This is a genomic window from Paraburkholderia sp. J10-1, assembly GCF_905220165.1.
Lineage (GTDB): Bacteria > Pseudomonadota > Gammaproteobacteria > Burkholderiales > Burkholderiaceae > Paraburkholderia.
Genome location: NZ_CAJMYW010000001.1, coordinates 765,658 through 789,430 on the forward strand (window position 1 = coordinate 765,658; position 23,773 = coordinate 789,430).

Genomic DNA, 23,773 nt, shown 5'->3' on the forward strand with positions numbered 1-23,773 from the left:
GCAGCGGCCGCTGCGCGATACCGCCGAGCGCGTCCTCCGACATGGCAATTGCGTCGCCTCGCAGCGCCCCGGGCTTTGTTTTCAGGTCGCGCGGCCCGCAGTAGTGGATACCGAAGCGGCTAACCACATGTCCGAAAATGGCGAGCTTCACGGGCAATCGAAATGTACGATGTCCCTCATGGCTACCATCATCGACATCCCCGAAAGCGACGCCTGTTATCTGGCACTGAAGGCGCACGACGCGCGCTTCGATGGCTCCTTTTTCGCGGCCGTCACCAGCACCGGCATTTATTGCCGTCCGGTGTGTCGCGTAAAAATGCCTCGTCGCGAGAACCTCCGCTTTTACCACCACGCGGCAGAGGCCGAGGCTGCGGGTTTCAGGCCTTGTTTGCGCTGTCGCCCCGAGTTGGCCCCGCGCGCGGCATCGTGGAGCACGGAAGACGCCTCACGCATTCTGGCCCTGCAAGCTGCGCGATTGATGGACGAGCCCGATGCCTGGAGACACGTCGCCCCCACGGAATCAGCTGTGGAGCAATCCGGCGGCGGCCTGATGACCCAGATTGCGCAGAAGCTGGGCGTCAGCGATCGCCATTTGCGCCGCATTTTTGAGTCACATTTCGGTGTCTCGCCCCTCCAGTATCTGCAAACGCGGCGGCTACTGGCGGCCAAGCAACTGATCGCCGACACGCAACTACCGATGGCCCAGGTGGCGTTATCCAGCGGCTTTGCCAGCGTACGGCGCTTCAACGACGCCTTCTCGCGTCACTATGGCCTGAACCCCAGCGCCCTGCGTCGCGCCAGGTCAGCGCCGGATAGTCAGGGCGTGAGTGTCCGATTGGGCTGGCGCCCGCCCTATGACGTGCAGGCGATGCTCGGTTTTTTGCGCCTGCGTGCGTTGCCCGGCGTGGAGCAGGTGAGGGATCGGGAATTCACGCGCACGCTGCGCCTCATGCAAGGCGCGCGGGGCCGCACCGGCTGGTTGCGGGTACGCTTCGACGAGGATCGCGCCCAAGCCGTGCTGACGGCCAGCGATTCGCTGGCTGCCGCGCTGCCGACGCTGATCAACCGCGTGCGCGCCGCGCTCGATCTGGATGCCGATCCAATCGCCATCCACGCCGCCCTGCACACCGCGTTCCCATCGAGCGATGGCGTGCGCGTGCCGGGCACACTGGATGGTTTTGAACTGGCTGTGCGTGCCGTGCTCGGTCAGCAGATCACCGTGGCCGCCGCTCGTACGCTGGGCGCACGCCTGGTTGCGGCCTTTGGCGAGCCCATCGGGACGCCCGTCGCGGGCCTGGATCGTCTTTTTCCCACCCCTGCCGCTCTGGCCGCCGCCAGCGGTGACGCGCTGGGCCAACTGGGCGTCACGCGCCAGCGTCAGGCCGCGCTGCATGCTCTGGCTCACGCCGTGCTGGAAGGCCGCATCGCCCTGCATCCCGGCGTGGACGTCGCGACAACCTGTGCCGATTTGCGCGCCCTGCCTGGCATCGGCGACTGGACGGCGCAGTACATCGCTCTGCGCGCACTGCGCTGGCCCGACGCCTTTCCTGCCGGTGACGTAGCGCTGCAAAAAGCCCTGGGCGTGAGCAACGCCCGCGCCGCGGCACAAGCTGCCGAAAGATGGCGGCCCTGGCGCGGCTACTCGGTGCTGCGGGTCTGGCATGCCATGGAGCACAGCACATCAACATGAAGACTACCCTTATCGACACGCCTCTCGGTCGTGTGTACCTGCCCGCCGCCGCAAGCGGTCGATTCGCGTGATGAATACACTCACACCCACCCCGAACCCAATACATGCCCAGAGCGATCTATTCGGAGGCGGCGACACCCACTTCTCAATAGACACATCCTTCGGAACGGCAAGGCGTTTCGCTCTCGACGCTCATTCCTGGGTTGAAATCGTGCCCGGCTGGATTTCGGGAGCTTCCCTGCTCTACGAGCAGATGCGCAACAGCGTTCCCTGGCTCGAACACGATCGGCGAATGTTCAACAAGGTATTTCGCGAGCCGCGCATGACGGCGGTTTATCAAAATCTTGGCGACGTGCCGCAGCAAGGCCTGCTGCAGGCCGTTCGTGCGCTCTCAAGTCACTACGGCGTGGCTTACGACGGCTTGTGGATGAACCTCTATCGCAATGGACAGGACAGCACCGGTTGGCACCGCGACCATCGCTCATGCAGAAAATTGGAGTGCATCGTACCCGTCCTGACGCTCGGAACGACCCGACGGTTCCTGGTCAAGCCGATAAAAGGCGGTAGCTCCATGACCTTTAAACCCGCCTCCGGCGACCTGGTCGTGATGGGGGGACGATCCCAACAGGACTGGGTGCATTGTGTGCCCAAGGAACCGGGCATCGTGGAGGCACGTATCAGCGTGAACTTCATGAGTTCGGCGCAAGGCGTGCGGGATCGCCAATGAGCGTTGTGTGATTCGCGCGCGCTTTCATTGCGCTCAACATGCTCCGCTGCGCGACCGGACCTGTTGCCTGTACGCAGATCATCTCGTCGCGGTTCAGAAGATCCATCGCTTCGAGATGATGGAAACCTGGAAGCAGCCGTTGACCGCTTCCGTGCACCACAGACCGCTTCGGGTCGATCAGTCTCTGTCACTTCGCTCAGGAACGCGTCCAAAGACACATATTCCACCTTCTTTCACACGCTGATTCCTGCCATGAGCACTACAGTTTAGTTGTTGTGGGCAATTCAGCACGTCGGACCCGCCATCGCCTGATCGCCGTCCCAAGGTGTGAACGCCATGAAGAACTTCCTCAGCGCGCTACTACTCGCCACTGCGCCGTTCGTCGCGTGTGCCGAAACGCCATTCCTCTATTCACGTAGCGCAATCGTGTACGACGTCGGACGCGGCGAAGTCCTGCTGGAAAAGAACGCCGACGACGCCCAGCCGATCGCGTCACTCACCAAGCTGATGACGGCGATGGTCTTGCTGGACGGCGCGCAGCCGCTGGGGGACACGGTGTCCGTTGACGAAGGCGACATCGATCGGCTCAAGCGCTCGGGGTCCCGCATCCCGATTGGTGCGTCGCTCGAACGCGGAGAGATGCTGCGCCTGGCGCTCATGTCATCCGAGAACCGTGCGGCGTCCGCGCTGTCGCGAGCGTTCCCGGGCGGCCAGCCTGCGTTCATACGGAAGATGAACGAAAAGGCGCGCGCGCTCCATATGGCCGACACGCACTTCAATGATCCAACCGGGCTCTCGCCGGACAATCTCTCGACGGCACGCGACGTCGTGAAGCTGGCGCAAGCCGCCGCGCACTATCCATTGATCGGCGAGTACACCACGCTTCCCCGCTATGAAGAGAAGATCGGTACGAGAACGAGGTTCTATCACAACACCGACCCGATAGTCAGCGCAGCCGATTGGGACATACTCGTCGCCAAGACCGGCTATATCCGCGAGGCCGGACGCTGCATCGTCGTCGATGCGAACATGCCGAATGGCCAGGTGGTGATTGCGCTGCTCGGCTCGCCAACGTCGTGGGGGCGCTACACCGATCTCACGACGATACGCCGATGGCTGGACGGAGACGAAACGCCGGTCGTCAAGCCGCCCTATTACGCTAGCACCCGGCTGCGTCATCACCATTCGGTGCTGGCGCATTCTCATCGCGTCAGGGTGCAGTTCGCATCGTACCGGACAGGTTCGACCGCCAACGCGCACCGCCAGACCGTCACGCACGACGCCAGCAAGCGGAAGCACCATACTCCTGCTGCCGCCTGATCAACGTCTCGTTGAGGCCTCGCGCCGATCGTCCCGGTCGTGCGGCGTGGCACTTGACGAGATGGCCGCAGCGCCTCCGAGACCCGGATGATCAGCGTCCTGCTTCCGGGTTCGGCCACCAAGAGACATTCAACGAGCTTCTCACGCCGACATTGGAACGGCCGGTCCGCCCCAGACACCGGACTTGTGGTCAAGATCATGTCGATTTGCGCCCGCCTTGCTCGACGGCCAAGAGCCTGGACACGGCACGCATGACGTCCCCGCAGGTCATTGCGGCACCTGCGCAACGGGTTCCGGCGTAGCAGGCTGCGCCGGCAGTGGTCCGCTCGCCGGTACCGGCACGCTCATCTGTTCCGCCTGAACGACCCAACCGCCGCCCATTGCCATGTAGAGATTGACGAGGTTCGTCAGTGTCGCGGCCCGAGTCTGCGTTTGCTGCAGTTCCGCGCTGAACAGATTGCGCTCGGCGTCCAGCACCTCCAGATAGCTCGTATAGCCGCCCTCGTAACGCAGCCGCGCTAGCCGCAGATACTTGCGCAGCGATCCGACCTGCCGGCTCTGAATCACAAACTGTTCGCGTGACTTTTGCACCCCGATCAGCGCGTCGTTGACCTGCTGGAATGCAACCCGAATCGCGTTTTCGTAGGCGAACAGCGCCTCTTGCTGACGCGCCTCGGCCTGCTTGTTCTGCCCATAGATGTTGCCACCCGTGAAGATCGGCATCACTGCCGATCCGGCAAACGTCCATACCCGCGCAGGTCCGGTGAAGAGGTTGGAGAACTGCGTGCTCACCGAGCCGAACAGCCCCGTGAGCGAGATTTGCGGGAAATACAGCGCGCGCGCCGCACCGATCAGTGCATTCTGCGCGACCAGATTCTGCTCGGCCTGCAGCAGGTCGGGCCGGCGTTCGAGCAGGTCCGACGGCAAGCCCTCAGGCACGGCGGGCGTCGAGAGATCCACGAGCGTGCGGCCGCGCAGGATCGGCTCCGGATTGCTGCCAAGCAGTACCGAGAGCGCGTCTTCCTGCTGCCCGATCTGCTGCTCGAGTTGCGGAATGGTCGCCGCCGTCGCCTCGTAGTCGGACTGGCTCTGGGCAAGCTCCATATCCGAGGTCTGCCCGAACTGCTGACGCAACGTGAATACGTGCACGGAATCGGCCCGGCTCGCGGTTGTGCTCTGTGCGATCTCGAGCTGCATGTCGAGGCTGCGCAGCGTGATATAGGACGTCGCGACCGATGCGACGAGCGTCAGGATCGTCGCGCGGCGGCTCTGTTCGGCCGCGTTCACGTTGGCGCGCGCCGCCTCGGTTTCGCGCCGCACCTGGCCGAACAGGTCGATGGTCCAGAAGGCCGACACGCTCGGCTGGAACTCGTTGAATACTGGCGAAACGCCCGCCGGTATCGGCGTCGGCCCGTCCTGCGAAGCGCGCTCTCGCGCCGCGCTGAAACCGACGCTCGCCTGCGGGAAGAGTGCCGAGCGCGTGCTCACGAACTGGCCCATGAACTCGTCGACTCGCGCGGCCGCCTGCTTCACGTTGAGGTTGTTTTCCAGCGCGGTCTTCACGAGGTCGTTCAGCACCGGATCTTCGAACTGTTCCCACCACGTGGTGTTGACGACATCGGCCACGTCCGGGTACGCAAACCGGTACGTTGCCGGCACGTCCACTTTCGGCCGTTCGTAGTTGGGGCCGAGCAGACAGCCGTTCAGCAAGCCGATGAGCAGGACTGGCGCGGCAAAGCGCACGAAGGCTGCGGCGCGCATGTCAGTCGTCCTCATGCCGCGCGGACGGCGTGACGGTCGGTGAGCCGGAGCCACCGGACGCGGGCGGCGGCGTTCCGCCGCCAGGCACGGGTGTGTCCTTGCCGCCGCCCTTGCGCGAGCCGAGCGACTCGATGCCCCAGTAGAACATCGGAATGAAGAACACGGCGATCGCGGTCGCACCCAGCATCCCGCCGATCACGCCAGTGCCGATCGAATGGCGGCTGTTTTGCGAGGCGCCCAGCGCAATGGCGAGCGGCACACACCCGAGGATGAACGCCAGCGAAGTCATCACGATCGGCCGCAGGCGCTCTTCCGCGGCGGTCAGCGCAGCGTCGTACGGCGACTTGCCTTGCTCGCGGTTCAAGACCGCGAACTCGAAGATCAGGATCGCGTTCTTCGCGGCGAGCGCGATCAGCATGGTCAGCCCGATCTGGAAGTACACGTCGTTGTTCAGGCCGCGCAGCAGGATCGCGAGCAGCGCGCCGAAAAGGGCAAACGGCACCGCCATGAGCACGCCGACCGGCAGCGACCACTTCTCGTATTGCGCGGCGAGAATCAGGAACACCATGATGATCCCGAACACGAACACGAGCCCGCCTGTCGAGCCCGACTTGATCTCCTCGAACGCCTCGCCGCTCCACCCAACGGCGTAACCCGGCGGCATCTGCGCGGCGAGTTCCTTCAAGGTCCCGATCACCTGGCCAGAGCTGTAACCGGGCGCCGCGTTCGCCGTGATCTTCACCGCCGGGAAGTTGTTGAAGCGCGTGATCAGGTCGGGACCCGTGACGTACTTGTAGGTCATCACCGCCTTGATCGGCACCATATTGTTCGAGCGGCTGCGTACGTAGATCTGGTCGAGGTCGGCGGGCGTGAGGCGGTAGCGCGGATCGGCCTGAACAATCACCTGCCAGAGCCGCGCGTCCTTGTTGAACTGCGACACGTAGAGCGAGCCGAACATCGTCTGCATCGCGCTGTACACCTCTTCGACCGGCACGCCGAGCGTCTCCGCCTGGTCGCGATCGACGTTCACGAGCAACTGCTGCGAACTCGCATTGAACGTCGTGGTCACGCCGGTCAGTTCGGGGCGCGCCTTCGCCTTCGCAATGAAGTCCTGCACGACACCCGCGAGCTGCTGAATAGAGCCCTCTCCGTGGCTTTCGATCCACATCTCGCTGCCGCCCGTCGTACCGAGGCCTGGAATCGACGGTGGATTCACCGGCACGACGATGCCCTCCTGAATCTTCGAGAGCGTCTCGTAAGCCTTGATCAGCACGGCGCGCGCGTTTTGCTCCCTGATGTTCGAAAACTTGTATCGCTCGTCGAAACCCCTCAGGCCGACGAAGAACGTGCCCGCGTTATTCTTGTTCTGACTATCGAGCAAGCTGTAGCCGTTCACGATCGTGATGCTGCTGACCGCGGCCTGCTTCATGAAATAGTCGGTGACCTTGTCGCCCACGTCCGCGGTACGGTCGAGGCTCGCCGCGTCGGGCATGATGATCGCGCCAAGCAGATAGCCCTGGTCCTCGGGCGGCAGAAAGGCGCCCGGGATCGACTTGCCCATCAGGACCGCGAGCGCGATCACGACGCCGAAAACGATGAGCCCCAACACGTATCGCCGGATGATGAACTGCACGGCGCGCCCGTAGCCGGCCGTCATCCGCTCGAACTGATGGTCGAACCACTTGAAGAAGCCCTTTTTCTCATGATGCGTGGGCTTGAGCAGAATGGCGGCAAGCGCCGGGGACAGCGTGAGCGCAACGATACCCGAGAACACCACCGAAATCGCGATCGTAATAGCGAACTGTTTGTACAACTGCCCCGTGATCCCGCCGAGGAACGCAACCGGCACGAACACGGCGCACATGACGAGCACGATCGCGATGACCGGACCCGACACCTCGTCCATCGCTCGCTTGGCCGCGTCTTTCGGACTGAGCTTGAAAACGGTCATGTTGCGTTCGACGTTTTCGATCACGACGATCGCATCGTCCACGACGATGCCGATGGCGAGCACCATGCCGAACAACGTCAGCATGTTGATCGAAAAGCCCAGTGCCGCCATGCCCATTGCGGTGCCGACGATCGACACCGGTACGGCCAGCACCGGAATGAGCGTCGCGCGCAGGCTCTGCAGAAACACGAACACGACGATCACCACCAGCACAAGCGCCTCGAAGAACGTGTGGATCACGTCGGCGATCGACGCACGCGTGAATTCCGTCGTGTCCATCGCGACCTGATAGTCGAGCCCCTCCGGAAATGCCGTCTTGAGGTCCGCGAGCGTCTCGCGTACCTGCTTCGAGACGTCGAGTGCATTCGCACCCGGCTGCTGGTAAACCGCGATGATCGTCGCAGGCTTGCCCTGGTATGTGGTGCGGTTCGAATAGCTCTTCTGGCCCAGCTCGGCCCGGCCGATGTCTTTCAAGCGGACGATCGCCGCGCCGGTGCTCGCTGCGCGGATGATGACGTTGTCGAACTCGGCGGGCGTGGCGAGCCGCCCGGTGGTCGTCACCGCGAATGACTGCTCGACCGGGTTGCCGGTTGGCGCCTGGCCGACGGTGCCGACCGCGAATTGCTGGTTCTGGGCGCGCACGGCATTCTGCACGTCCCCGGCGGTGATCCCGAGTTGCGCCATGCGATCGGGCTTCAGCCAGATCCGCATCGCGTAATCTGGAGTGCCAAATATTGACGACTGGTTCGCACCGGGAATGCGCTTGATCGTGTCGAGCACGTAGACGTTCGCGTAGTTCGCAATATAGGTCGGATCGAAACGCTCGTCCGGCGAATAGATTGCGATCACCATCATGAAGGCGTTCGACTTCTTCTGGACCTGCACGCCCTGCGACTGCACCTGCTGCGGCAACTGCGGGAGTGCGAGGTTCACGCGGTTCTGCACGTCGACCTGGGCCAACTCCGGATTGGTGCCGATCCCGAAGAAGACATTGAGCGTGTAGTTGCCGGTCGACGACCCGGACGAATACATGTAGATCATGTTGTCCGCGCCGTTGACCTGTTGCTCGATCGGCGCTGCGACGTTGTTCGCCACGACGTCCGCGCTGGCGCCCGGGTAGGTCGCGGAGACGGTGATCTGCGGCGGTGTGACGTCCGGATACTGCGCGATGGGCAGCGAGAACAACGTCAATGCACCACCGAGCGTGATCACGATCGAGATGACGGACGCGAAGATGGGCCGCTCGATGCAGAAGTGCGAGATGTTCATCGAGTCGCCCCTTACTGCGACGCGCCGCTGGCTGCCGACGGCGCTATCGCGCGCGCGCCTGCGCTCACCTGCGGCGCCGACGCACCGCCCTTCTCGACGATCGTTTTTCCGCCGCTCTGCGTCGAGGGGAGCGTTCCGGCAATCTTGAGCGGCACCTCGGGCACGACGCGAATTGCACCGTCCACCACAATGCGCTCACCAGCCTTCAGGCCATCGTTGATGAACCAGTTATCGCCGTTCCAGTCGCCGACTTCGACCACACGCTGACGGGCCTTCGACTGATTGTCGACGACCCACACGAAGTGGCTCTTCGCGCCCTGCAGCACTGCCCGTTGCGGCACGAGAATTGCGTTCGGCCGCACGGCGCCCGACACGCGCGCACGCACGAACTGACCCGGCCGCAATGTACCCTTCGGGTTCGCTAGCGAGGCGCGCACGAGGAAAGTGCCCGTGTCGGTGCTGAACGCCGGATTCGCAAAGCTGATGGTGCCGTGCTGCGGAAATTCCGTGCCATCGGCGAGTTCCACTGCCACGACGAACTCACTGTGGGGCGGAAAAAGCAGCTTGCCTGCCGAAATCTGGTCCTGAAATTTGAGCATTTCGTTTTCGGAAATGCTGAAGTTCACCCAGATCGGGTCGAGCTGATAGACGAAGGTGAGGAGACCCGATGAATTCGCGATCAGATAGCTGCCATCCTGCTGCCTTGCATAGCTCGCGAGGCCATCCAGAGGCGACTTGATCGTCGTGTAGCCGAGATTGAGCTCCGCCGTCTCCACCTGCCCTTGCGCTGAGATCACCGCTGCTCGCGCCTGCTTCTCGTTGCCGATTGCGTCGTCGAGATCCTTCTGGCTCAATGCCTGCTGCGCCGCGAGCGGCTTGACCCGCGCGAGATTCTGCTGCGCGACCGTGAGCCGCGCCTCCTGCTGCGCAAGTTCGCCCCGCGCCGTCTGCAGCGAGGCCTGAAACGGCTTCGGGTCCATCAGAAACAAAACCTGACCGGCCCTCACCTTATCGCCCTCGGTGTACATGCGCCGGTCGAGAAAGCCGTCCACACGCGCACGAATCTCGACTTCACGCGAACTCTGTGTTTGCGCGGTGAACTCGAGGTCGACCGGCGTGTCTTGCGCCACAACCGTCATCACCGTGACTTCAGGCGCACCGAGTGCCGGAGGCCCGGATGCCTTCTTGCAACCAGCGAGGAGAATCAGCGCAACAGCGACGAGGACCAGTGGGAAGCGGTTTCGGCGTGCGGAAACCAGAGGTAACGGTCGATGCCCGAGAAAGAACGGTCCACTCATGAATGGCCTCCCGCAATGCGCCGGACCCGCGCATCGCCTCGGTGCGCGCGCGCCATGGTCACTTCTTCGTTGCCCGCATACCGTTCGCGATCCGAATCAATAAGGATTCTTCCGGACCACTTGAAGAGGCGCCGGCCGGGATAATACGGGCCCGGCAGACCCGCCGTTCCGGCACACAATGCCCACACCGGGTGTCACACCCGCGATGAATCCCGCCCCAATGAGTTGCGCAAGGACCAGAATGCCTTTTATGCGCTGGCGGAATTCTTGCTCATGTGGCGTGCTCGAAAGAGCCGCCGGCGTCGCCCATGGTTCGTCGCCGCATGGTCAGGGCGCCCGTCCTCGACAAGTCTGCTAGCCGTCCAGGGCAAAAACAATGAGACTTTGGTCTGATAGCCCGCTTCGCACGCCTCGGCCATTCGCGGCGAGGACGCTGTGCCGAACGCACACACAATCGAAAGCTTCGGACGCGCGTCCAGTAGCACATCGCCGCGCGGTTGGTACGTGGGTGGGTATCTGTTGTCGGCAAATTCAGCGAGAGTGAGCGCACCGGGCGTCATGCACTTCAATGCCGGATCTGCTGGGCGCCATCGCCGGTATGTGCTGCACATTGACAGCGCTGGTCGAGTTCGCCTCGGAGTGAGGCATCGTTGAGCAGGCGGTCAGCCTGCTCAACGCCGTACCTGTGCCGCAGTGGCTCTTCAATCGCTCGCCAGTCGGCGTATCGACCAGAGTCGGCCAACTCGCGCGCATAGCGAAGCATGTAGTCTTTCACACCCATAGCGGAATTTTTGTTCCTCATCGGCCGCTCCAGGTTTGTTGAGGACAAAGGCAGATGTACGCGCGATGCGTGAGGTGTGAAGTTGAAGTGATTCGTCGCTGCCGATGGGTTGGCGCCTTGGCGCCGTGCGAGTCAAGGTAGAAGTACCCCCTGTGCACTCATTGATGAGACAAGTGCTGTCAGTTACAACCGTGGCTGTTCGCTGTCCGATAACAGGTCTTGCCACCGGGCCCGCGCACCACGCCTTTTCCGTTTTCCGTCTTCGCCTCGCCACCACGATTGGTTTGGGTCGTCCGGACACCGTTCTGGTTGGTTTGGGATGTCCAGGCGGTGCCTGTGCTCCGGTTATAGCCGCCCGCTGTTGCCCCGTTGCCACAGGCGGTTTCGCCACGCGAATTCGTCGCGCACTCCGCAAATGCGCTTGAACTGATCATTAAGCAAACCACTAGCAAAACCATCTTCATGGCGGTCTCCAAAGACTCTGCCAAAACGCACGCCGGCCCCTAAAGGAGTTTAGGTCGTATGGTCAACGAAGGCCAATGAAGCGACCGGTGCAGGAGGTTAGCGAACAGAAGACTGGCAATTTCCGGTTGCATAGGGTGGTCATCGAACTGATTCATACGATCGTAAGAGGACAGATTACGTTTGCTCGGCGAGCCGATCTGGCCGCCGCCGATCAATTCCACAACCTCTCTTTATAAGCAGTACTGCCGATATCGATCTCGCGCATCCTGCCACCCTGCTAGAGGAAGCGCAGAGCCGGAAGCGGAGAGTGTGACCCTTCCCAGGCTCCCTTCACCACGCTGCCTTCGGCTACAGTTCGGCCATTCCATGCGCCCGGGTCAGTTGCCGAAGTCCACCGCGAGTGTTCCGGCGGATCAACAAATCAATCGTCGACCTTCGTGTCAGGACCACTTGCGCCGACCTTCTGTGATACGCCGAAATTGTCGACCAGGATGTGGAGACTGAGAAGGAGAATCCAGATCGGGAAAACAAGCACGATCCAATCGATATAGTGGCCGGCAACGAGCAGCGCGAACGCGGTGGCGTATCCAGCAAACGCAATCCAGCGCGAAACAAAGCCAGTGCGAAGGGCAAGTGTACTGGTGCTCGCCGTAAATACTGCGGCCATTCGGACCGCGTAAATATTCATGGTTTCGTTGGCAAACTCGCGCGCGACAGTGAACGTGGCCGAGCCGGGAAGCCGATCGAACCCGATGCGATACGTGGCCACAATTCCACCGACGAACGCGGCAGCGGCGAACAGCATGGCCAGGAACAGGAGGCCGCTCCCCATGAACACCGTAGCAAAGAAGCGATCCTCGCGATCGCCGAGGCGATCCCGCAGCACGCCAATGAACCAGAGAAAGGCAATGCCAGCAAACGGCACCATGTTGAGCGCAACAGCCACCTGACCTGAACTTTCTCGAAGCCACTGGCCCGCTTCCATGGGACCAACCGGAACAGAACGCCGCAACAGCAGAAGGCCGGTAATCAGTAAGACAGAAAACAGGATGCCGGCGACGGCAGCAGCGCGGGGGGCTCTCAGACTCCTGCTCGGGTCAATCCCCTGAAGTCGCCATGCCTTCTTTGAGGGTTTCATGTTCAGCGTCCTTCATACCCTGCCGTAATCTGAGTTGGCACAGCGTTCATGCCAGGGCAAGCAGCGGCCTCGATCCAATGCGGCGCCGTGTATCAATTGTGAGCACTGCTGCCTGACGCCGGCAGGTTCTTCAGGATTGCCGCTGCAACGTCCCGGCTGACTAAGCCCAACGCACGATCATGGGCGGCGACAAGCGCGTCGTAAGCCGGCCCTCGCACAGGCTCGCGCGCGACCGTGTGCCCGACGATGGGCGCCGCATTACCAGGAGACCAGATTGTCCACTGAGCATCGACAGTTGCCATGCCCGACAGCACCGAATCGAACTGCATGATGTCGACGCGCACGCGCCACGCAGGCAAGCCACCCGAATCCGATGCATACACGCTCACATGCTCAGAGCCAAGCAGCACCGCGAGGTCTGCGGCGATCGTCCGCTGGATGTTGCCTTTGAGCGGCTCCGCCCAGCGTTGAAACTCGTCAGGCCACACCTGGTTGTCGGCGAGACTGATGACGATCTGCGGTCGGTCAACCAGCGCCGGAATCGTGACCGGGTTGACCACAACAAAGAGCGGCACCGCAGTGCTCAAGACGGTGAGATTCGCGTCCGGCTTCAACCGGTAGAAACTGGACACCGGCGAACTGCTGCAACCGCCCAGCAAGATGGCCAACAAGGCGACAATGAGGGATGCTGGTGCGCGTGTCACGGGCGGTGCTCCTGCTGCTTGCCGCGAATCAAAGCCTCCGGATGCCGCTCCAGATAATCGGCGAGCGTGCGGAAGGCCGCAGCTGTGCGCGACAACTCCTGAATCATGTCCGTCGCGTTCTGCTGAAGGGCGGAATCCGGCTGCAATGCGTTGTTGGCGGAGTCGAGCGCGGTGTGCGCCGCGGCGAGCGTGCCCTGAGCCTGCGGGACGATCATGGTGTCGAGATCGTCGAGCAGCGTCTTCGCGCTCGCCAGTGTCGCTCGCGTGTTGTTGCCAATCGCTTGCATTGGGATCGTGTTTAGCTTCGCGACGAGTTGCGTGATGTTCTCCTGCAACCTCTGCAGGTTGCCGGGGATCGTTGGGAGTGTCGGTGGCGATGACGTCCAGTCGACGGTGGCTTTTGGCGCGTCCGGGAAGAAGTCGGCGGCCATGTATAGCTGCCCGGTCAGCAAATTGCCCGTTCTAAGCTGAAGACGCAGTCCCTTCGCAACGAGGCGATCCGCCAGTGCGTGCGGATCGTTGCTCACGCGGCCCCCGCCGTTCGTCTCATAGCGGGACGTGAACAGTTCCGGATAGAGATCTATTTCCACCGGAATGCTGAACTTCTCGGTCTTGGGATCAAAACGTGTATAGATCGCTGTCACTTCGCCCACGACAATGCCGCGGAAGTCTACCGGCGCCCCCACGATCAATCCCCTGACCGACTCAGTGAAGTCGGCAACGTACTTCACGACGATATGATAGTGCGCCTTCATCGCATCAGCCCGATCCGGAAACAGCGTGAAGGTCGATTCGTTCGCAGCGGCGGGCCCATCGAGCGCGCTCGGCGGCGACTCGAATGCCACGCCGCCAATCATGATCGACACGAGCGACTGCGTATTGACCTGGATGCCGCTCGAGCTGACTGCCACGTCGACACCGCTCGCATGCCAGAAGCGCGTGTCCGAAAGAACAAACTTGTCGTACGGCGCGTTGATGAAAACCCGAAGCGTCACACCGTGTCCATCAGGGTCGAGCTTGAAGCCGGATATCTGCCCGACCTGCAGCCGCCGGAAATAAACCGGTGTACCGACGTCGAGCGATCCCATATTCGTGCTTTTGAGGATGAATTCGCTCCCCGGCGCATTACTCGCGATCGCGGGCGGCACCTCCAGGCCGACGAAGTCGCGACGCCCTTTTTTCGATTTCCCGACGTCCATTTCAACGTAAGAGCCGGACAGGAGTGTCCCGATTCCGGACACCGTTCCGCCCGATATGCGCGGGCGCACCACCCAGAAACGCGTGCTGTCGACCAGCATGTCAGTCGCGTTCTTATTGATGTCGGCGGTCGCGACAATACGCTCGTGGTCGGGCGTGAGCGTGACGGTCTTAATGAGTCCAATGTCGACGTTCTTGAACTTGATCTTCGTTTTTCCCGCTTCGAGACCATCTGCCGTAATGAAGCTGATCGTAATCGCCGGGCCCTTTTCGATCACTGCCTTGGCGGCAAGCCACCCGCCAATCAGGACCGCGAGTATGGGGACGAGCCATACGACCTGCAGACGCCAGCGCGACCGCGGCGCCGCATCCGCGTTGGGAAAATCAGGCTTTTTCTCCGGCCCGGGCATGATCTCACTCCACTTCGTCCCAGATCAGACGTGGATCGAACGCCATCGCCGCAAACATCGTGAGCACCACAACAGCACCGAATGCGATTGCCGCATTACCGGCCTGAATCGTCGCAAGCGCCTGGAACTGCACGAGCGCGACAAGCATCGTGATCACGTAGATGTCGAGCATCGACCAGCGCCCCACGAACTCGACCATCCTGTAGATCCGTGTGCGCTCGGCGGCGTACCAGCGCGAGTGCATCTGTGTGGAGATCGTCAGGTAGACAAGCGCCAGGATCTTGAGCATTGGCACAGCGATGCTCGCGATGAACACAACGATAGCAAGCGGCCACGACCCCGATGTCCACAGGTAGACAACACCGGACAGGATCGTGTCGTTCTCGGTCCCGAAGAGCGAGTTCGTGTACATCACGGGCAGTACGTTCGCCGGGATGTACATCACCATCGCAGCGATCAGGTAGGCCCATGTGCGCGACAGGCTTGCAGGCTTGCGCAGGTGCATCGCAGCGCCACAGCGCGGACAATGGAGCGTGTGGGCGTCGACCCGTGCGCGTGCGAGCAGTCCGCAGTCGTGACAGAGGGCGAGACCACACCGAGCCGCAGTCACCGCCCCTTGCAGCGGCGCTTCGTCGAGATCCGGCTCCGCGTTCCTGTGCTCGACGACGGCGACGCGCGACCACAGGTTGCGCGTATCGAAAGCCGAGCCAGCCGCCGCCAGTACGAACATCAGGGTTCCGAACGACCACAGCGCCGGACCCACGACCACGCCTGCGATCGCAGACAGCTTCACGAGCGCGACCAGCAAGCCGAGGATCAGCACTTCGGTCATTCCCCACGGCTGGCAAAGGTGGCACAACCGGAATATGGCTGGGCCGCCCCACGGCGCACGGTCAAACTTCAAGGGTATCAGTAGCCACAGCATGCTCACGGTCTGCAAAATCGGCATCAGGACCGTGGTCGCAAACACGAGGCCCGCAATTGGCCATTTTCCGTCGTGGTACAGCACGTTCACTGAGCCCAGCAACGTTGTCTCAACGACCGTCCCGCTCACCGACAGACCGACTATCGGGTACACGTTCGAAACCGCGAAAAGCACAACGGCGGCAAGAGAAAACGCGAGTGCGCGGTCGAGGCTGTTGGGAACCTCGCGGTACAGCTGGGCCCGGCAACGCTTGCAGCGCAAGGCGCCCCCCTCCGGCACGGCCACCTCGCGCTGCAGGAGATCGCATTCGTGACAGGCCACGAGTTTCCCGTGAGTCATTGTGGCCCCTTCGTCCACATACTTCGTAATACGAATCAATATTTGGACTCACAACTTGCGGCACCGCGAAATTCATACCGTCGATAGATCGCTTGAACCTGACAATCGACGTTTTGTTCGGGCGATGACATTCCGACGTTTTCGCAGATAATACGTTTGCACAGCACTGCGAGCAGGCAATCCGGGTTTGATTCGATCCGCTACGATTCCTTACGAATTCCAAACGAGTAGATCTCTCTACGGCAGGCCTCCAGCTTTGAGGCACCGAGGTCCGCGTTCATGTCAACGGGAGCGGGGGTCAACAGGTCGCGAGCGGTGCGGAAATTGGCGCCGGCTCGCTCTTGCCGGTTGTCAGCGGATTGCGAGTCCACACGCCGCCGTGGCCACCTTTGGTCAAGTCTGCACACCACCGGGGTGAAGCACAATCGGACTTTGGTCCGATATTCAAGCACCTGATCAACACCGTGCCTCCCCGCATGCTGACCAACGATCTTGGCGAACTCTTCGCCTGCCAATCTGTCACGGACTGACACGAGAAATCTTGGTTCCGCGTAGCGCTGTTCCGGCCATCAAGCCTTGCTGATTGAAAATCATTGCATAGACGTCCGACTTCGCTGTCTCGGTGTTGAGATTCTTGGCGGTTCCCTCATCGACCACGACTACCGTTGGTCCAACACCGACCTCGAATTCACCGCTTGTCTTCAGGCTATTCAGTGCGGCATCGGTCATGAAAAGCATGACGTACGCGTATTGCTGTGCGCCTGCCTGGAAGCCGTAAGACACCGAGGTCGTAGCGTAATACCCCGTGACCTTGCCACTCTCGATTAATTCGCCGCTTCCATGCGAAACGCCGGCAAGAAATCCTGCCCTTACCACACTCGGAAATATCAAAACTGCTTTCGCCTTGTGCGCCAGGGAGTCCATCTTTGGGTGGGTTGAGGCGAGGCTAGACAAAGCCGCCCGGGAGTCCGCATCCAGGACACGTGTCGCGCTGTTGCCCTGCATCTGCGGCACGGCGTCCGACGTTTGAGCCGCGGTTGATGTCGGCGCGGCGCTGTTGCTCATGGAACCATCAGTCGTGCATGCCACGAGGATCGCCAATCCGGAAATTGCGGTCAGCGCTGGTACAATTTTTGACATGACGTACTCCAATTCAAATTAACAACCCACCAATGCACCGACTCCATTGCAACTCGCTTTTTGTATCGGAGAGTCTAGTGCGATTCCAAATTCGATCCGTTGTCTTCTGCGATTGAAATCAGGTGCCAGGCGGTAACGCGCAAGGTAACTGTGCCGTCGCTGGTGACTTCATTGAGAAACGGAGGGATAGAAGATCGGTTGCTGAGCTGCTGCCGCAGATGCCAAAGATAGCCACGGCAGGACGCTCGATAGTCGAGCAATCGTATGCATGACCATGTCTTCCTTGAGCGCTTGTTGACGTTCTTGAGAGCGTGTTGGTTGCAGTCAACTCCAGGCTTTTCGCAATCCTCGAAGGGTTGCCGACAGAGCGTCAAACCTGCACTCGGAGGACGCCAGAATCCAGCTTGGCACAAGCACGTCATCCAATCCATAGGTCTTTGGTCCCATCCCCGCTGAATGCCGGCATCGAACAGGATGAAGGTGCCTGGCAGGCTGCATGCACGTGAGGGAGACGCTTATTGAGCGGCCTGCGAATTGCCGTGCGACCTGAGTAATGTGCTTCATGCGCGTGGACTGGCATTCGAAAACTTCTATCAGGATTTGCTCGAAATGAGCTGGTGTGCGGCCTTCCTCCCCGGAGCTGGCCAGACAAATAACAGCCGCTTCAAACAGGACACGCAACCGGTCTGGAGTATGTTATTCGTGCAAACGAAAAGCCGAAGGCCGGTCTAATTCGCAAAGCAGCCGGTAAGGCTTGCATGGCTGAATGGCGGGGGTCGCTCAAACGTCGGTTACGCATGTTTCGGCCGTTGATGCCCTCTTCGATACTTCGGAATTCAAGCAGTCCAAATCAACAGCGACGGCAGTCGGTGCCGGATGCGGCGAAAGCATCGCGGACCACTGTTATGCATTGGGCCAACCTAGCTGCTGCGCTCGATGAAGCGAGGCTCGGACGACTGCCCGATGAAAAGGTGCGATGAGCGTAATGTAGGCTCGGCCCAGCGGACGATTGTAGAAAACGAGCGTCGTCACTGTGAGGCGGGATCGACTGTGCGATGACGGCTGCACGAGGACCGACACGCGGAAATCCAGATGCGTGTCATCCTCGCCGAGAACGATCTCGTTATCCGATCGTTCGAATACGTGAAACAGGCTGATCCTGTCCCCTCCTTTCTCCTTGAAGTCAACGGTTGTCTTCAAGCCGAGAGGCCGCACGAGCGTGTCCCGGATTCCCAGCAGCATCGCAATCCATGCGGGCTGGTTGGCAAAGACGTGTCGTGCCAGCGCCTCTACGTCGTAGCATGCTCTTTCTGGCAGATCCACGGAGAACGCGTCCGCGAAATCGGCCCGGCCGTACGACGAACTCAACTGCGAGGCCGGCGGCAGATCAGACTGTTCGATTTGATAGCTGTACATGTGCGATCACCAATAGGGGCTCGTGGGCCAGGACATAAGAGCAGCGCGACGCTGCCGTCGGCCACCTGCGCCGCTCCCAACATATATCGCGAATCGTCAGTCGGCGGAAATAGCACCGCTGCGACGATATCGCCCGCTTCGCCCATCCGGCCCCTGCGCCTTGGAGGCCACCAGGCGCCATATCGACTTTTTTCTACTGCTATGCCGGCAAAAGACCAGCAATACGGTAGCTTTCAATTAACCCGTCATAGACGGCGATATCCCCGCGACTTCTGGCGATGAGTTGAGCGCCGGCGACGGCTGCGAAGATCGCTCGCGCGCGTCCCTCGCGCTCCTCGGCGCTGGCAATGGCCGTGGCGGATAACACCTTGCTCAACCACGCAACATTCACATCTGCAAAGGCTCGGACCTCTTTCGTCACCGCTTCCGGCAAGTCATCAGATTCGGCAGCCATGAAACTGCAGAGGCAGATGCGATTACCGCTCTTCAGCGCGTTGCGAAACGTTTCTGGGTAGCGGCGCAGACAGTCGACCGGGTCTGCGGATTCGGCCAAAAGTGCATTCAGCGTGGCTTGCGAGTCCTCCCAATAACGCCTCGCCACCGCTGCTCCGAGATCGGACTTGCTTGCGAAGTGATGGTAGATGCTCGCCGCCTTGATGCCGACAGCTTCAGCAAGATCACGAAAATTCAGGCCGTTGTAGCCGTGCGCTTGCGCAATCTTTGTGGCGGCCACCAGGATTCGTTCCCTCGAGCTCAAACCTGAATCGTTCTTCACTACGACCGCCTCCGCAAACTGGGGTGACTGTTGACATCGCGAATTATACCCCTTATGGTAAACCTAACGAACGTTAGGTAGGGCAACTGGGCATACTCCCCCATTTCCTTCGATCTTGAGTACCCGCCACCCGCAGAGGTAAGCATGACATCAGGCATCGTTCATTCCGATTCAACCAAACTCCCGATCATGACGATTTACGATTTCCCCACCGGACCCTACCCAACACGCGTGCGTATCGCTTTGGCCGAAAAGAATCTGCAATCGTGTGTCGAGTTCGTCATGGTCGATCTCTACAGAGGGGAGCACAAACGGCCCGAATTCATCTCAGGGAAGAACTACTCAGGCACGCTGCCGGTCCTCGAACTCAATGACGGAACCTGCATCGCCGAATGCACCGCGATTACCGAATACCTCGATACGCTCGATGGTGCACCCACGCTGACCGGCAAAACACCGCTCGAGAAGGGCGTGATCCACATGATGAGCAAGCGCGCCGAACTGGAGTTACTCGACGCCATCAGTGTCTATTTCCACCACGCCACGCCTGGACTTGGGCCCGAAGTCGAGCGCTATCAAAACGCCGAATGGGGGTTTCGTCAGCGCGACAAAGCCCTGAGGGGCATGCGGTACTTCAATGACGTCCTGAGAAAGCAGCCGTTTGTTGCTGGGGATGCGTTCTCGATGGCCGACATCACCGTCATCGGCGGCCTGGTCTTTGCGTCGATCGTGAAGCTGCCGGTGCCCGCAGAGTGCGAATCCCTTCTCGCCTGGTACGCGAGAATGCGCGAACGCCCGAGCGTCAAAAGTCAGCCGGCATTTACCTGAAGTCGCAGCTGTTTGTCTGCCTTCATTGATGAGCGACCAATCACGAAGTGCGTTGCCCGCCCCCCTCCGGGCGGACCGTTCCAGACCGCAGTCAATCAACGGCATATTTGCGGCGCCATAGCTCAGCGGGCGAAACCGGCCATGTGCGGTCGTTGGAACAGTGCTCACAGATCGGCGACAATCGGACCTTCTGGAAAGCCATTTTTCAACTGCGTTGACGTCCTGTCCACTGAGTGCTTCAAGTGCAGCCAGATTCGCGAGACACATCGAACCAGTTCGCCACATCATGACCGCAAGAAGAAGCCTGGCGCTCATTCCGGCATGCGTGCTTGCCACTTCTCTGCACGGCCATGCGCAATGTGTCGACCTGGTCGCCAGTCTTGACGACGGTCAGTTGATGCAGTCGCGAATCGCGCTGGTCGACCGTGCCACGCCGACCGAGCCGATCCGCGTTCTCGCCTACATCTTCGAAATCGATCAGACCGGTGGCCTGCTGTTGCGTCATCTGGTCGAGGCCGCGCGCCGCGGTGTGTCCGTCAAGCTGCTGATCGACGGCATCGGCCCCGAGCCGCACTTCGCGTTCGAGAACGAGCTCATCGTCGCCCTGCACGAGGTGGCTCCCGGCATCGAACTGCGCATCTTCCATCCACGATCAGATCTCATCGAGATTTCGCATCGCATGCACGACAAGCTGTTCCTGGTTGGCGACACGGCAGTGATCGGCAGTACCTCGATCTGGGATGCGAGCTTCCGCAACTGGCTCAGCGAGCGCGATCTGATCGTGTCGGGCAATGCCGGCCAGGACACTTCGTCCCTGCACGCCATGTATCAGCATTTCGCCTTGTTCTGGGATAGCCCGGAAGCGGTTCGCCCCGAGCCGGAAAAATTCCTCGAAATCGCCAGTCCTTATCGCACCTCGCAGGGTTACGCGACGCTGGACCCGGCGCGCATCCACTATTGGCGCGAATGGCTGCTGGCACCGCTCGACGGTGCAGCCCAGGCGACGGACCTGGCCGCTACCGATACACCAACGGCTTCCGATACGCCCGATGATCCCGCCGCCGCGCCCGCTTCCGGGGCGGATTTTGATCCTGCCTGGATGCCGATCGCCTGCGAGCGCCTGCGCTATGTCCACGACTGGCCCGACAAGCGCTCGCCAGGCACGCTGCAGGACATGCTGCAAGCGTTCGATATGGCGCAGCGCGAGATTCTGATCATCAACCCCTACCTGATCCTGGTGCCGGAACTGCGCGAGGCGCTTGAGCGCAAGCAGCGCGAAGGTGTCCACGTGATCCTGGTGAGCGCTTCGCTGGCGAGCATCACGCAGGAATTCCCCGCAGTCGGTCGCGCCTATGCCGACGATCTGCCCGGCTTGGTGAATGCCGGGATCGAGGTGCGCGAGTATTCCGACCGTGACAGCCGCATGATGCACGCCAAGCTGGTCCTCATCGACAGCCATCGCTACTACCTCGGCAGCTTTAATTTCGATTCGCTGTCGGCCCGCTTGAATACCGAAAACGGCCTGTGGATCGATATCCCTGAGGACGGGCTCGATCCCTTGCAGGACAGCGTGGCGTACTACCTGCGCAACTCAGGTTCGGTGAGCGACGCCAATAGCCGCCTTCTGGCGGATCCCGATGCGCGCTGCCGGGCCGCCGGCTGCGGCGGTGCCTGGCGGTGGGTGACGATGCTGATCAGGAACTTCCTCTGAGCGCGGCGTGCCCTGGCGCAAAACTACGTAGCCAGTTCGTGTCGCCGTGCGCACCGTGTCGCGCATTAGTCGGCCAGAATCGGCTGCCGATTGGGGCGCTACGGTCCTGAATCCGTACACAGGGATTCGTCAGGCCGGAAGCCCGAGAATAAGACTTCGATAGCCAGAACATACGACTTGCCAGGCAAAGAAAGCAAAGAGCCCTGACAATCAAAAGCACCGATTTGACCGCGGCCGGATGGCTGCTTTCGCTCGTTGACGCGACAATCCTCGCCACGCTTTACGGACCGCGAAGGAACTACGCACAGAATCGGCCATTGCAACACCTACTTCTCTTGCTGCCTGTCTATGTTCCATAGACTCAGGACGAAACGGATGTTACCGGAGACACCAGGTTTGGCCGGATTAGAAAACGGGATCGTCACTTGGCTCGTCGAATTCGGCACGAGCGGCGGTATTGGAACGGTACCGCCGGACATCGTCGGTTCTGCTGCCCACTCGTATTGAACTGTCCAACCCGAAGTGACTGCGGTTGGCGGCACTATGTGGAGGATCAGTGTCTTGCGGAATAGATATCCGCCCTCGAAATGCTGAGCCAGCCACATGCGGCCATCGACTTCGTAGTCAGGAACCTTGATGCCGACGGTCACAGAATAGGCTAACGTCGGGTCGTTCGGGTTCAGTTTGGCGAGATTTGCAAGGAATACTGTAGACAGGTAAACAGAGGTATTCCCGCCCGAGTTCAGCCATTCTTCGTGAGTCAGGCAGGCAACCGAATCCTCCTCGGCCACTCGCCTCGTGAGATACCACGGTTTCCCGCGAGGCGACGCAAGCAGTTCAAACTGATAAAGCGCCTTGACGGGCTTGTTCGTTGCGACAACGTCGGACGGCAATTGAAGATTTGTTATATCCGCCCAGATATCAACACGAAAATCACCGAAAAGAAATCTTGTCAGATTTTGATAGGATTCCTCCCCATTCACAATTCCGAAATTTCCTGAATGTGACCGGTAAGTGAAGGCTTTGGCGCAGGGCCTGCCTGGCTCGCCTTTGGCATTCAAGCTGCGCAGGGTAGCGTTCTCGATACGCACAAGACCGTCGCTTCCATGGCCAGCGAAAGTCCGCGAAGCCCCCATCGCGACCTCATAGTCCGTACGATTGGTGCCGACCATACAAAACACGTTGTCAGGGTTGATACTTCCGGAAGGGAGCCAGTCGACGCGTCCTGTCGCTGCGTAAGCACTTTTCACATTGAGGTATTCCGCCATTCTCTCGCGGTTGAAATTGTTTATGTCGTCCTTCGAAAGCCACCGTGGAACGTTTAATCCGAGTAGGTCGATGCCGTTGTGTGGTGTCGCATAGGTGAAGAACTTGGCGACATGGCGCCGCGGATCGTCGTTTATGTCATCTGGATCGTTTTGCAGAAATGCGCGGCAAACGAGTCCACCCATCGAGTGAGCGACAAGGTAGCATCTGAAGTCATTGATATTGGCCACCCCGCCGGACTCCAGTAGCTTCTCCCTAACCTTCCGAATAAGCTCCGCGAGCTGTTTCGCCGATGTTTCTATGCTGGGTACTACGCCTGTTCCCAGCAGTTGGGACGCGTCATCGTAGTAGCGAAATATCACTATGCATCGTGGCGGTAGACCTCGAACGCGGTTTGGCATCCAGTCGGGGTCCACAATATCGTAGCCATCTGAGTAGACGGTGCCGTACTGAAAATCCGCTGTCAACCGCACTACCGGCGATTCGAATACGAACCGTCGTGGCGCACTGTTTGAATCCGACACCGCACGATATATCGTGGAGCCGACGTTGTAACCGCAAAACGGGTCGGCCGCGGTTTGGTCGATGTCCCCCTGCGTCATGGCGTAGCCTCTGACGTAGATGATGGGATGGAACGGAGAATTTTGATTAGCCATTTCCGC

General features: G+C 60.7%; 18 protein-coding genes. 5 read left to right on the plus strand and 13 right to left on the minus strand.

All coding sequences use genetic code 11. From position 1 onward, the window contains the following. Positions 1 to 178 precede the first annotated feature (178 nt). The 3 genes from U5A65_RS03380 to U5A65_RS03390 all read left to right on the plus strand — a co-directional run bounded on the left by U5A65_RS03380 (position 179) and on the right by U5A65_RS03390 (position 3,737). A complete protein-coding gene (locus tag U5A65_RS03380; protein ID WP_321934602.1) occupies positions 179 to 1,690 on the plus strand; it encodes an AlkA N-terminal domain-containing protein in 1,512 nt (503 codons plus the stop codon). A 70-nt stretch (positions 1,691 to 1,760) separates the two neighbouring features. Continuing rightward, positions 1,761 to 2,417 carry an alpha-ketoglutarate-dependent dioxygenase AlkB gene (locus tag U5A65_RS03385; protein ID WP_321934603.1) on the plus strand — a complete coding sequence of 219 codons (657 nt, stop codon included), beginning with the start codon at positions 1,761 to 1,763 and terminating at the stop codon, positions 2,415 to 2,417. Between the two features lie 336 nt (positions 2,418 to 2,753). Further along, positions 2,754 to 3,737 (plus strand): D-alanyl-D-alanine carboxypeptidase family protein, encoded by a 984-nt coding sequence (locus U5A65_RS03390; RefSeq protein WP_321908226.1) that lies wholly within the window; start codon positions 2,754 to 2,756, stop codon positions 3,735 to 3,737. Between the two features lie 267 nt (positions 3,738 to 4,004). On the opposite strand, the gene U5A65_RS03395 is transcribed toward U5A65_RS03390, so the two are convergent. From U5A65_RS03395 to U5A65_RS03450, 12 genes are all read right to left on the minus strand, one after another. Further along, complete coding sequence (locus U5A65_RS03395) at positions 4,005 to 5,498, minus strand: efflux transporter outer membrane subunit (RefSeq protein WP_321945476.1); 1,494 nt, start codon at positions 5,496 to 5,498, stop codon at positions 4,005 to 4,007. A 1-nt stretch (position 5,499) separates the two neighbouring features. After that, positions 5,500 to 8,718 carry a multidrug efflux RND transporter permease subunit gene (locus U5A65_RS03400; RefSeq protein WP_321908224.1) on the minus strand — a complete coding sequence of 1,073 codons (3,219 nt, stop codon included), beginning with the start codon at positions 8,716 to 8,718 and terminating at the stop codon, positions 5,500 to 5,502. A gap of 11 nt (positions 8,719 to 8,729) precedes the next feature. Continuing rightward, positions 8,730 to 10,016 carry an efflux RND transporter periplasmic adaptor subunit gene (locus U5A65_RS03405; RefSeq protein ID WP_321945477.1) on the minus strand — a complete coding sequence of 429 codons (1,287 nt, stop codon included), beginning with the start codon at positions 10,014 to 10,016 and terminating at the stop codon, positions 8,730 to 8,732. 565 nt (positions 10,017 to 10,581) lie between these two features. Continuing rightward, on the minus strand, positions 10,582 to 10,818 hold the full coding sequence (locus tag U5A65_RS03410; RefSeq protein ID WP_321945478.1) for a hypothetical protein: 237 nt from the start codon (positions 10,816 to 10,818) through the stop codon (positions 10,582 to 10,584). A gap of 158 nt (positions 10,819 to 10,976) precedes the next feature. Then, a complete protein-coding gene (locus U5A65_RS03415) occupies positions 10,977 to 11,261 on the minus strand; it encodes a hypothetical protein (protein WP_321908218.1) in 285 nt (94 codons plus the stop codon). Between the two features lie 422 nt (positions 11,262 to 11,683). Continuing rightward, a complete protein-coding gene (locus U5A65_RS03420) occupies positions 11,684 to 12,400 on the minus strand; it encodes a hypothetical protein (RefSeq protein ID WP_321934605.1) in 717 nt (238 codons plus the stop codon). Between the two features lie 92 nt (positions 12,401 to 12,492). Next, positions 12,493 to 13,104 carry a PqiC family protein gene (locus tag U5A65_RS03425; RefSeq protein WP_321945479.1) on the minus strand — a complete coding sequence of 204 codons (612 nt, stop codon included), beginning with the start codon at positions 13,102 to 13,104 and terminating at the stop codon, positions 12,493 to 12,495. Continuing rightward, positions 13,101 to 14,711: an intermembrane transport protein PqiB gene (locus U5A65_RS03430; RefSeq protein WP_321945480.1), complete on the minus strand. Its 1,611-nt coding sequence runs from the start codon at positions 14,709 to 14,711 to the stop codon at positions 13,101 to 13,103. Before U5A65_RS03430 ends, U5A65_RS03425 begins: the two co-directional genes overlap by 4 nt. 4 nt (positions 14,712 to 14,715) lie before the next feature. Next, positions 14,716 to 15,975 (minus strand): paraquat-inducible protein A, encoded by a 1,260-nt coding sequence (locus U5A65_RS03435; protein WP_321908213.1) that lies wholly within the window; start codon positions 15,973 to 15,975, stop codon positions 14,716 to 14,718. Between the two features lie 519 nt (positions 15,976 to 16,494). Beyond that, complete coding sequence (locus U5A65_RS03440) at positions 16,495 to 17,115, minus strand: lipid-binding SYLF domain-containing protein (RefSeq protein ID WP_321908212.1); 621 nt, start codon at positions 17,113 to 17,115, stop codon at positions 16,495 to 16,497. Between the two features lie 903 nt (positions 17,116 to 18,018). After that, positions 18,019 to 18,531 (minus strand): DUF2867 domain-containing protein, encoded by a 513-nt coding sequence (locus U5A65_RS03445; protein ID WP_321934608.1) that lies wholly within the window; start codon positions 18,529 to 18,531, stop codon positions 18,019 to 18,021. A gap of 199 nt (positions 18,532 to 18,730) precedes the next feature. Beyond that, positions 18,731 to 19,306: a TetR/AcrR family transcriptional regulator gene (locus tag U5A65_RS03450; RefSeq protein ID WP_321945481.1), complete on the minus strand. Its 576-nt coding sequence runs from the start codon at positions 19,304 to 19,306 to the stop codon at positions 18,731 to 18,733. A 144-nt stretch (positions 19,307 to 19,450) separates the two neighbouring features. Between U5A65_RS03450 and U5A65_RS03455 the strand changes: the two genes are divergently transcribed. After that, complete coding sequence (locus U5A65_RS03455; RefSeq protein WP_321945482.1) at positions 19,451 to 20,134, plus strand: glutathione S-transferase; 684 nt, start codon at positions 19,451 to 19,453, stop codon at positions 20,132 to 20,134. A gap of 286 nt (positions 20,135 to 20,420) precedes the next feature. Continuing rightward, the gene (locus U5A65_RS03460) at positions 20,421 to 21,845 is read left to right on the plus strand and encodes a phosphatidylserine/phosphatidylglycerophosphate/cardiolipin synthase family protein (protein ID WP_321934611.1); all 1,425 of its coding nucleotides are present in this window, start codon (positions 20,421 to 20,423) and stop codon (positions 21,843 to 21,845) included. Positions 21,846 to 22,171: 326 nt separating this feature from the next. Here U5A65_RS03460 and U5A65_RS03465 read toward each other — a convergent pair whose 3' ends face one another. Further along, a complete protein-coding gene (locus U5A65_RS03465) occupies positions 22,172 to 23,767 on the minus strand; it encodes a hypothetical protein (protein ID WP_321908206.1) in 1,596 nt (531 codons plus the stop codon). Positions 23,768 to 23,773 lie beyond the last annotated feature (6 nt).

What these genes read in the sequence shown, in the direction of transcription:
- U5A65_RS03380 (WP_321934602.1), top strand. Translation starts at nt 179, where the DNA reads ATGGCTACCATCATCGACATCCCCGAAAGCGACGCCTGTTATCTGGCA.
- U5A65_RS03385 (WP_321934603.1), top strand. Translation starts at nt 1,761, where the DNA reads ATGAATACACTCACACCCACCCCGAACCCAATACATGCCCAGAGCGAT.
- U5A65_RS03390 (WP_321908226.1), top strand. Translation starts at nt 2,754, where the DNA reads ATGAAGAACTTCCTCAGCGCGCTACTACTCGCCACTGCGCCGTTCGTC.
- U5A65_RS03395 (WP_321945476.1), bottom strand. Translation starts at nt 5,498, where the DNA reads ATGCGCGCCGCAGCCTTCGTGCGCTTTGCCGCGCCAGTCCTGCTCATC.
- U5A65_RS03400 (WP_321908224.1), bottom strand. Translation starts at nt 8,718, where the DNA reads ATGAACATCTCGCACTTCTGCATCGAGCGGCCCATCTTCGCGTCCGTC.
- U5A65_RS03405 (WP_321945477.1), bottom strand. Translation starts at nt 10,016, where the DNA reads ATGAGTGGACCGTTCTTTCTCGGGCATCGACCGTTACCTCTGGTTTCC.
- U5A65_RS03410 (WP_321945478.1), bottom strand. Translation starts at nt 10,818, where the DNA reads ATGAGGAACAAAAATTCCGCTATGGGTGTGAAAGACTACATGCTTCGC.
- U5A65_RS03415 (WP_321908218.1), bottom strand. Translation starts at nt 11,261, where the DNA reads ATGAAGATGGTTTTGCTAGTGGTTTGCTTAATGATCAGTTCAAGCGCA.
- U5A65_RS03420 (WP_321934605.1), bottom strand. Translation starts at nt 12,400, where the DNA reads ATGAAACCCTCAAAGAAGGCATGGCGACTTCAGGGGATTGACCCGAGC.
- U5A65_RS03430 (WP_321945480.1), bottom strand. Translation starts at nt 14,711, where the DNA reads ATGCCCGGGCCGGAGAAAAAGCCTGATTTTCCCAACGCGGATGCGGCG.
- U5A65_RS03435 (WP_321908213.1), bottom strand. Translation starts at nt 15,975, where the DNA reads ATGACTCACGGGAAACTCGTGGCCTGTCACGAATGCGATCTCCTGCAG.
- U5A65_RS03440 (WP_321908212.1), bottom strand. Translation starts at nt 17,115, where the DNA reads ATGTCAAAAATTGTACCAGCGCTGACCGCAATTTCCGGATTGGCGATC.
- U5A65_RS03445 (WP_321934608.1), bottom strand. Translation starts at nt 18,531, where the DNA reads ATGTACAGCTATCAAATCGAACAGTCTGATCTGCCGCCGGCCTCGCAG.
- U5A65_RS03455 (WP_321945482.1), top strand. Translation starts at nt 19,451, where the DNA reads ATGACATCAGGCATCGTTCATTCCGATTCAACCAAACTCCCGATCATG.
- U5A65_RS03460 (WP_321934611.1), top strand. Translation starts at nt 20,421, where the DNA reads ATGACCGCAAGAAGAAGCCTGGCGCTCATTCCGGCATGCGTGCTTGCC.
- U5A65_RS03465 (WP_321908206.1), bottom strand. Translation starts at nt 23,767, where the DNA reads ATGGCTAATCAAAATTCTCCGTTCCATCCCATCATCTACGTCAGAGGC.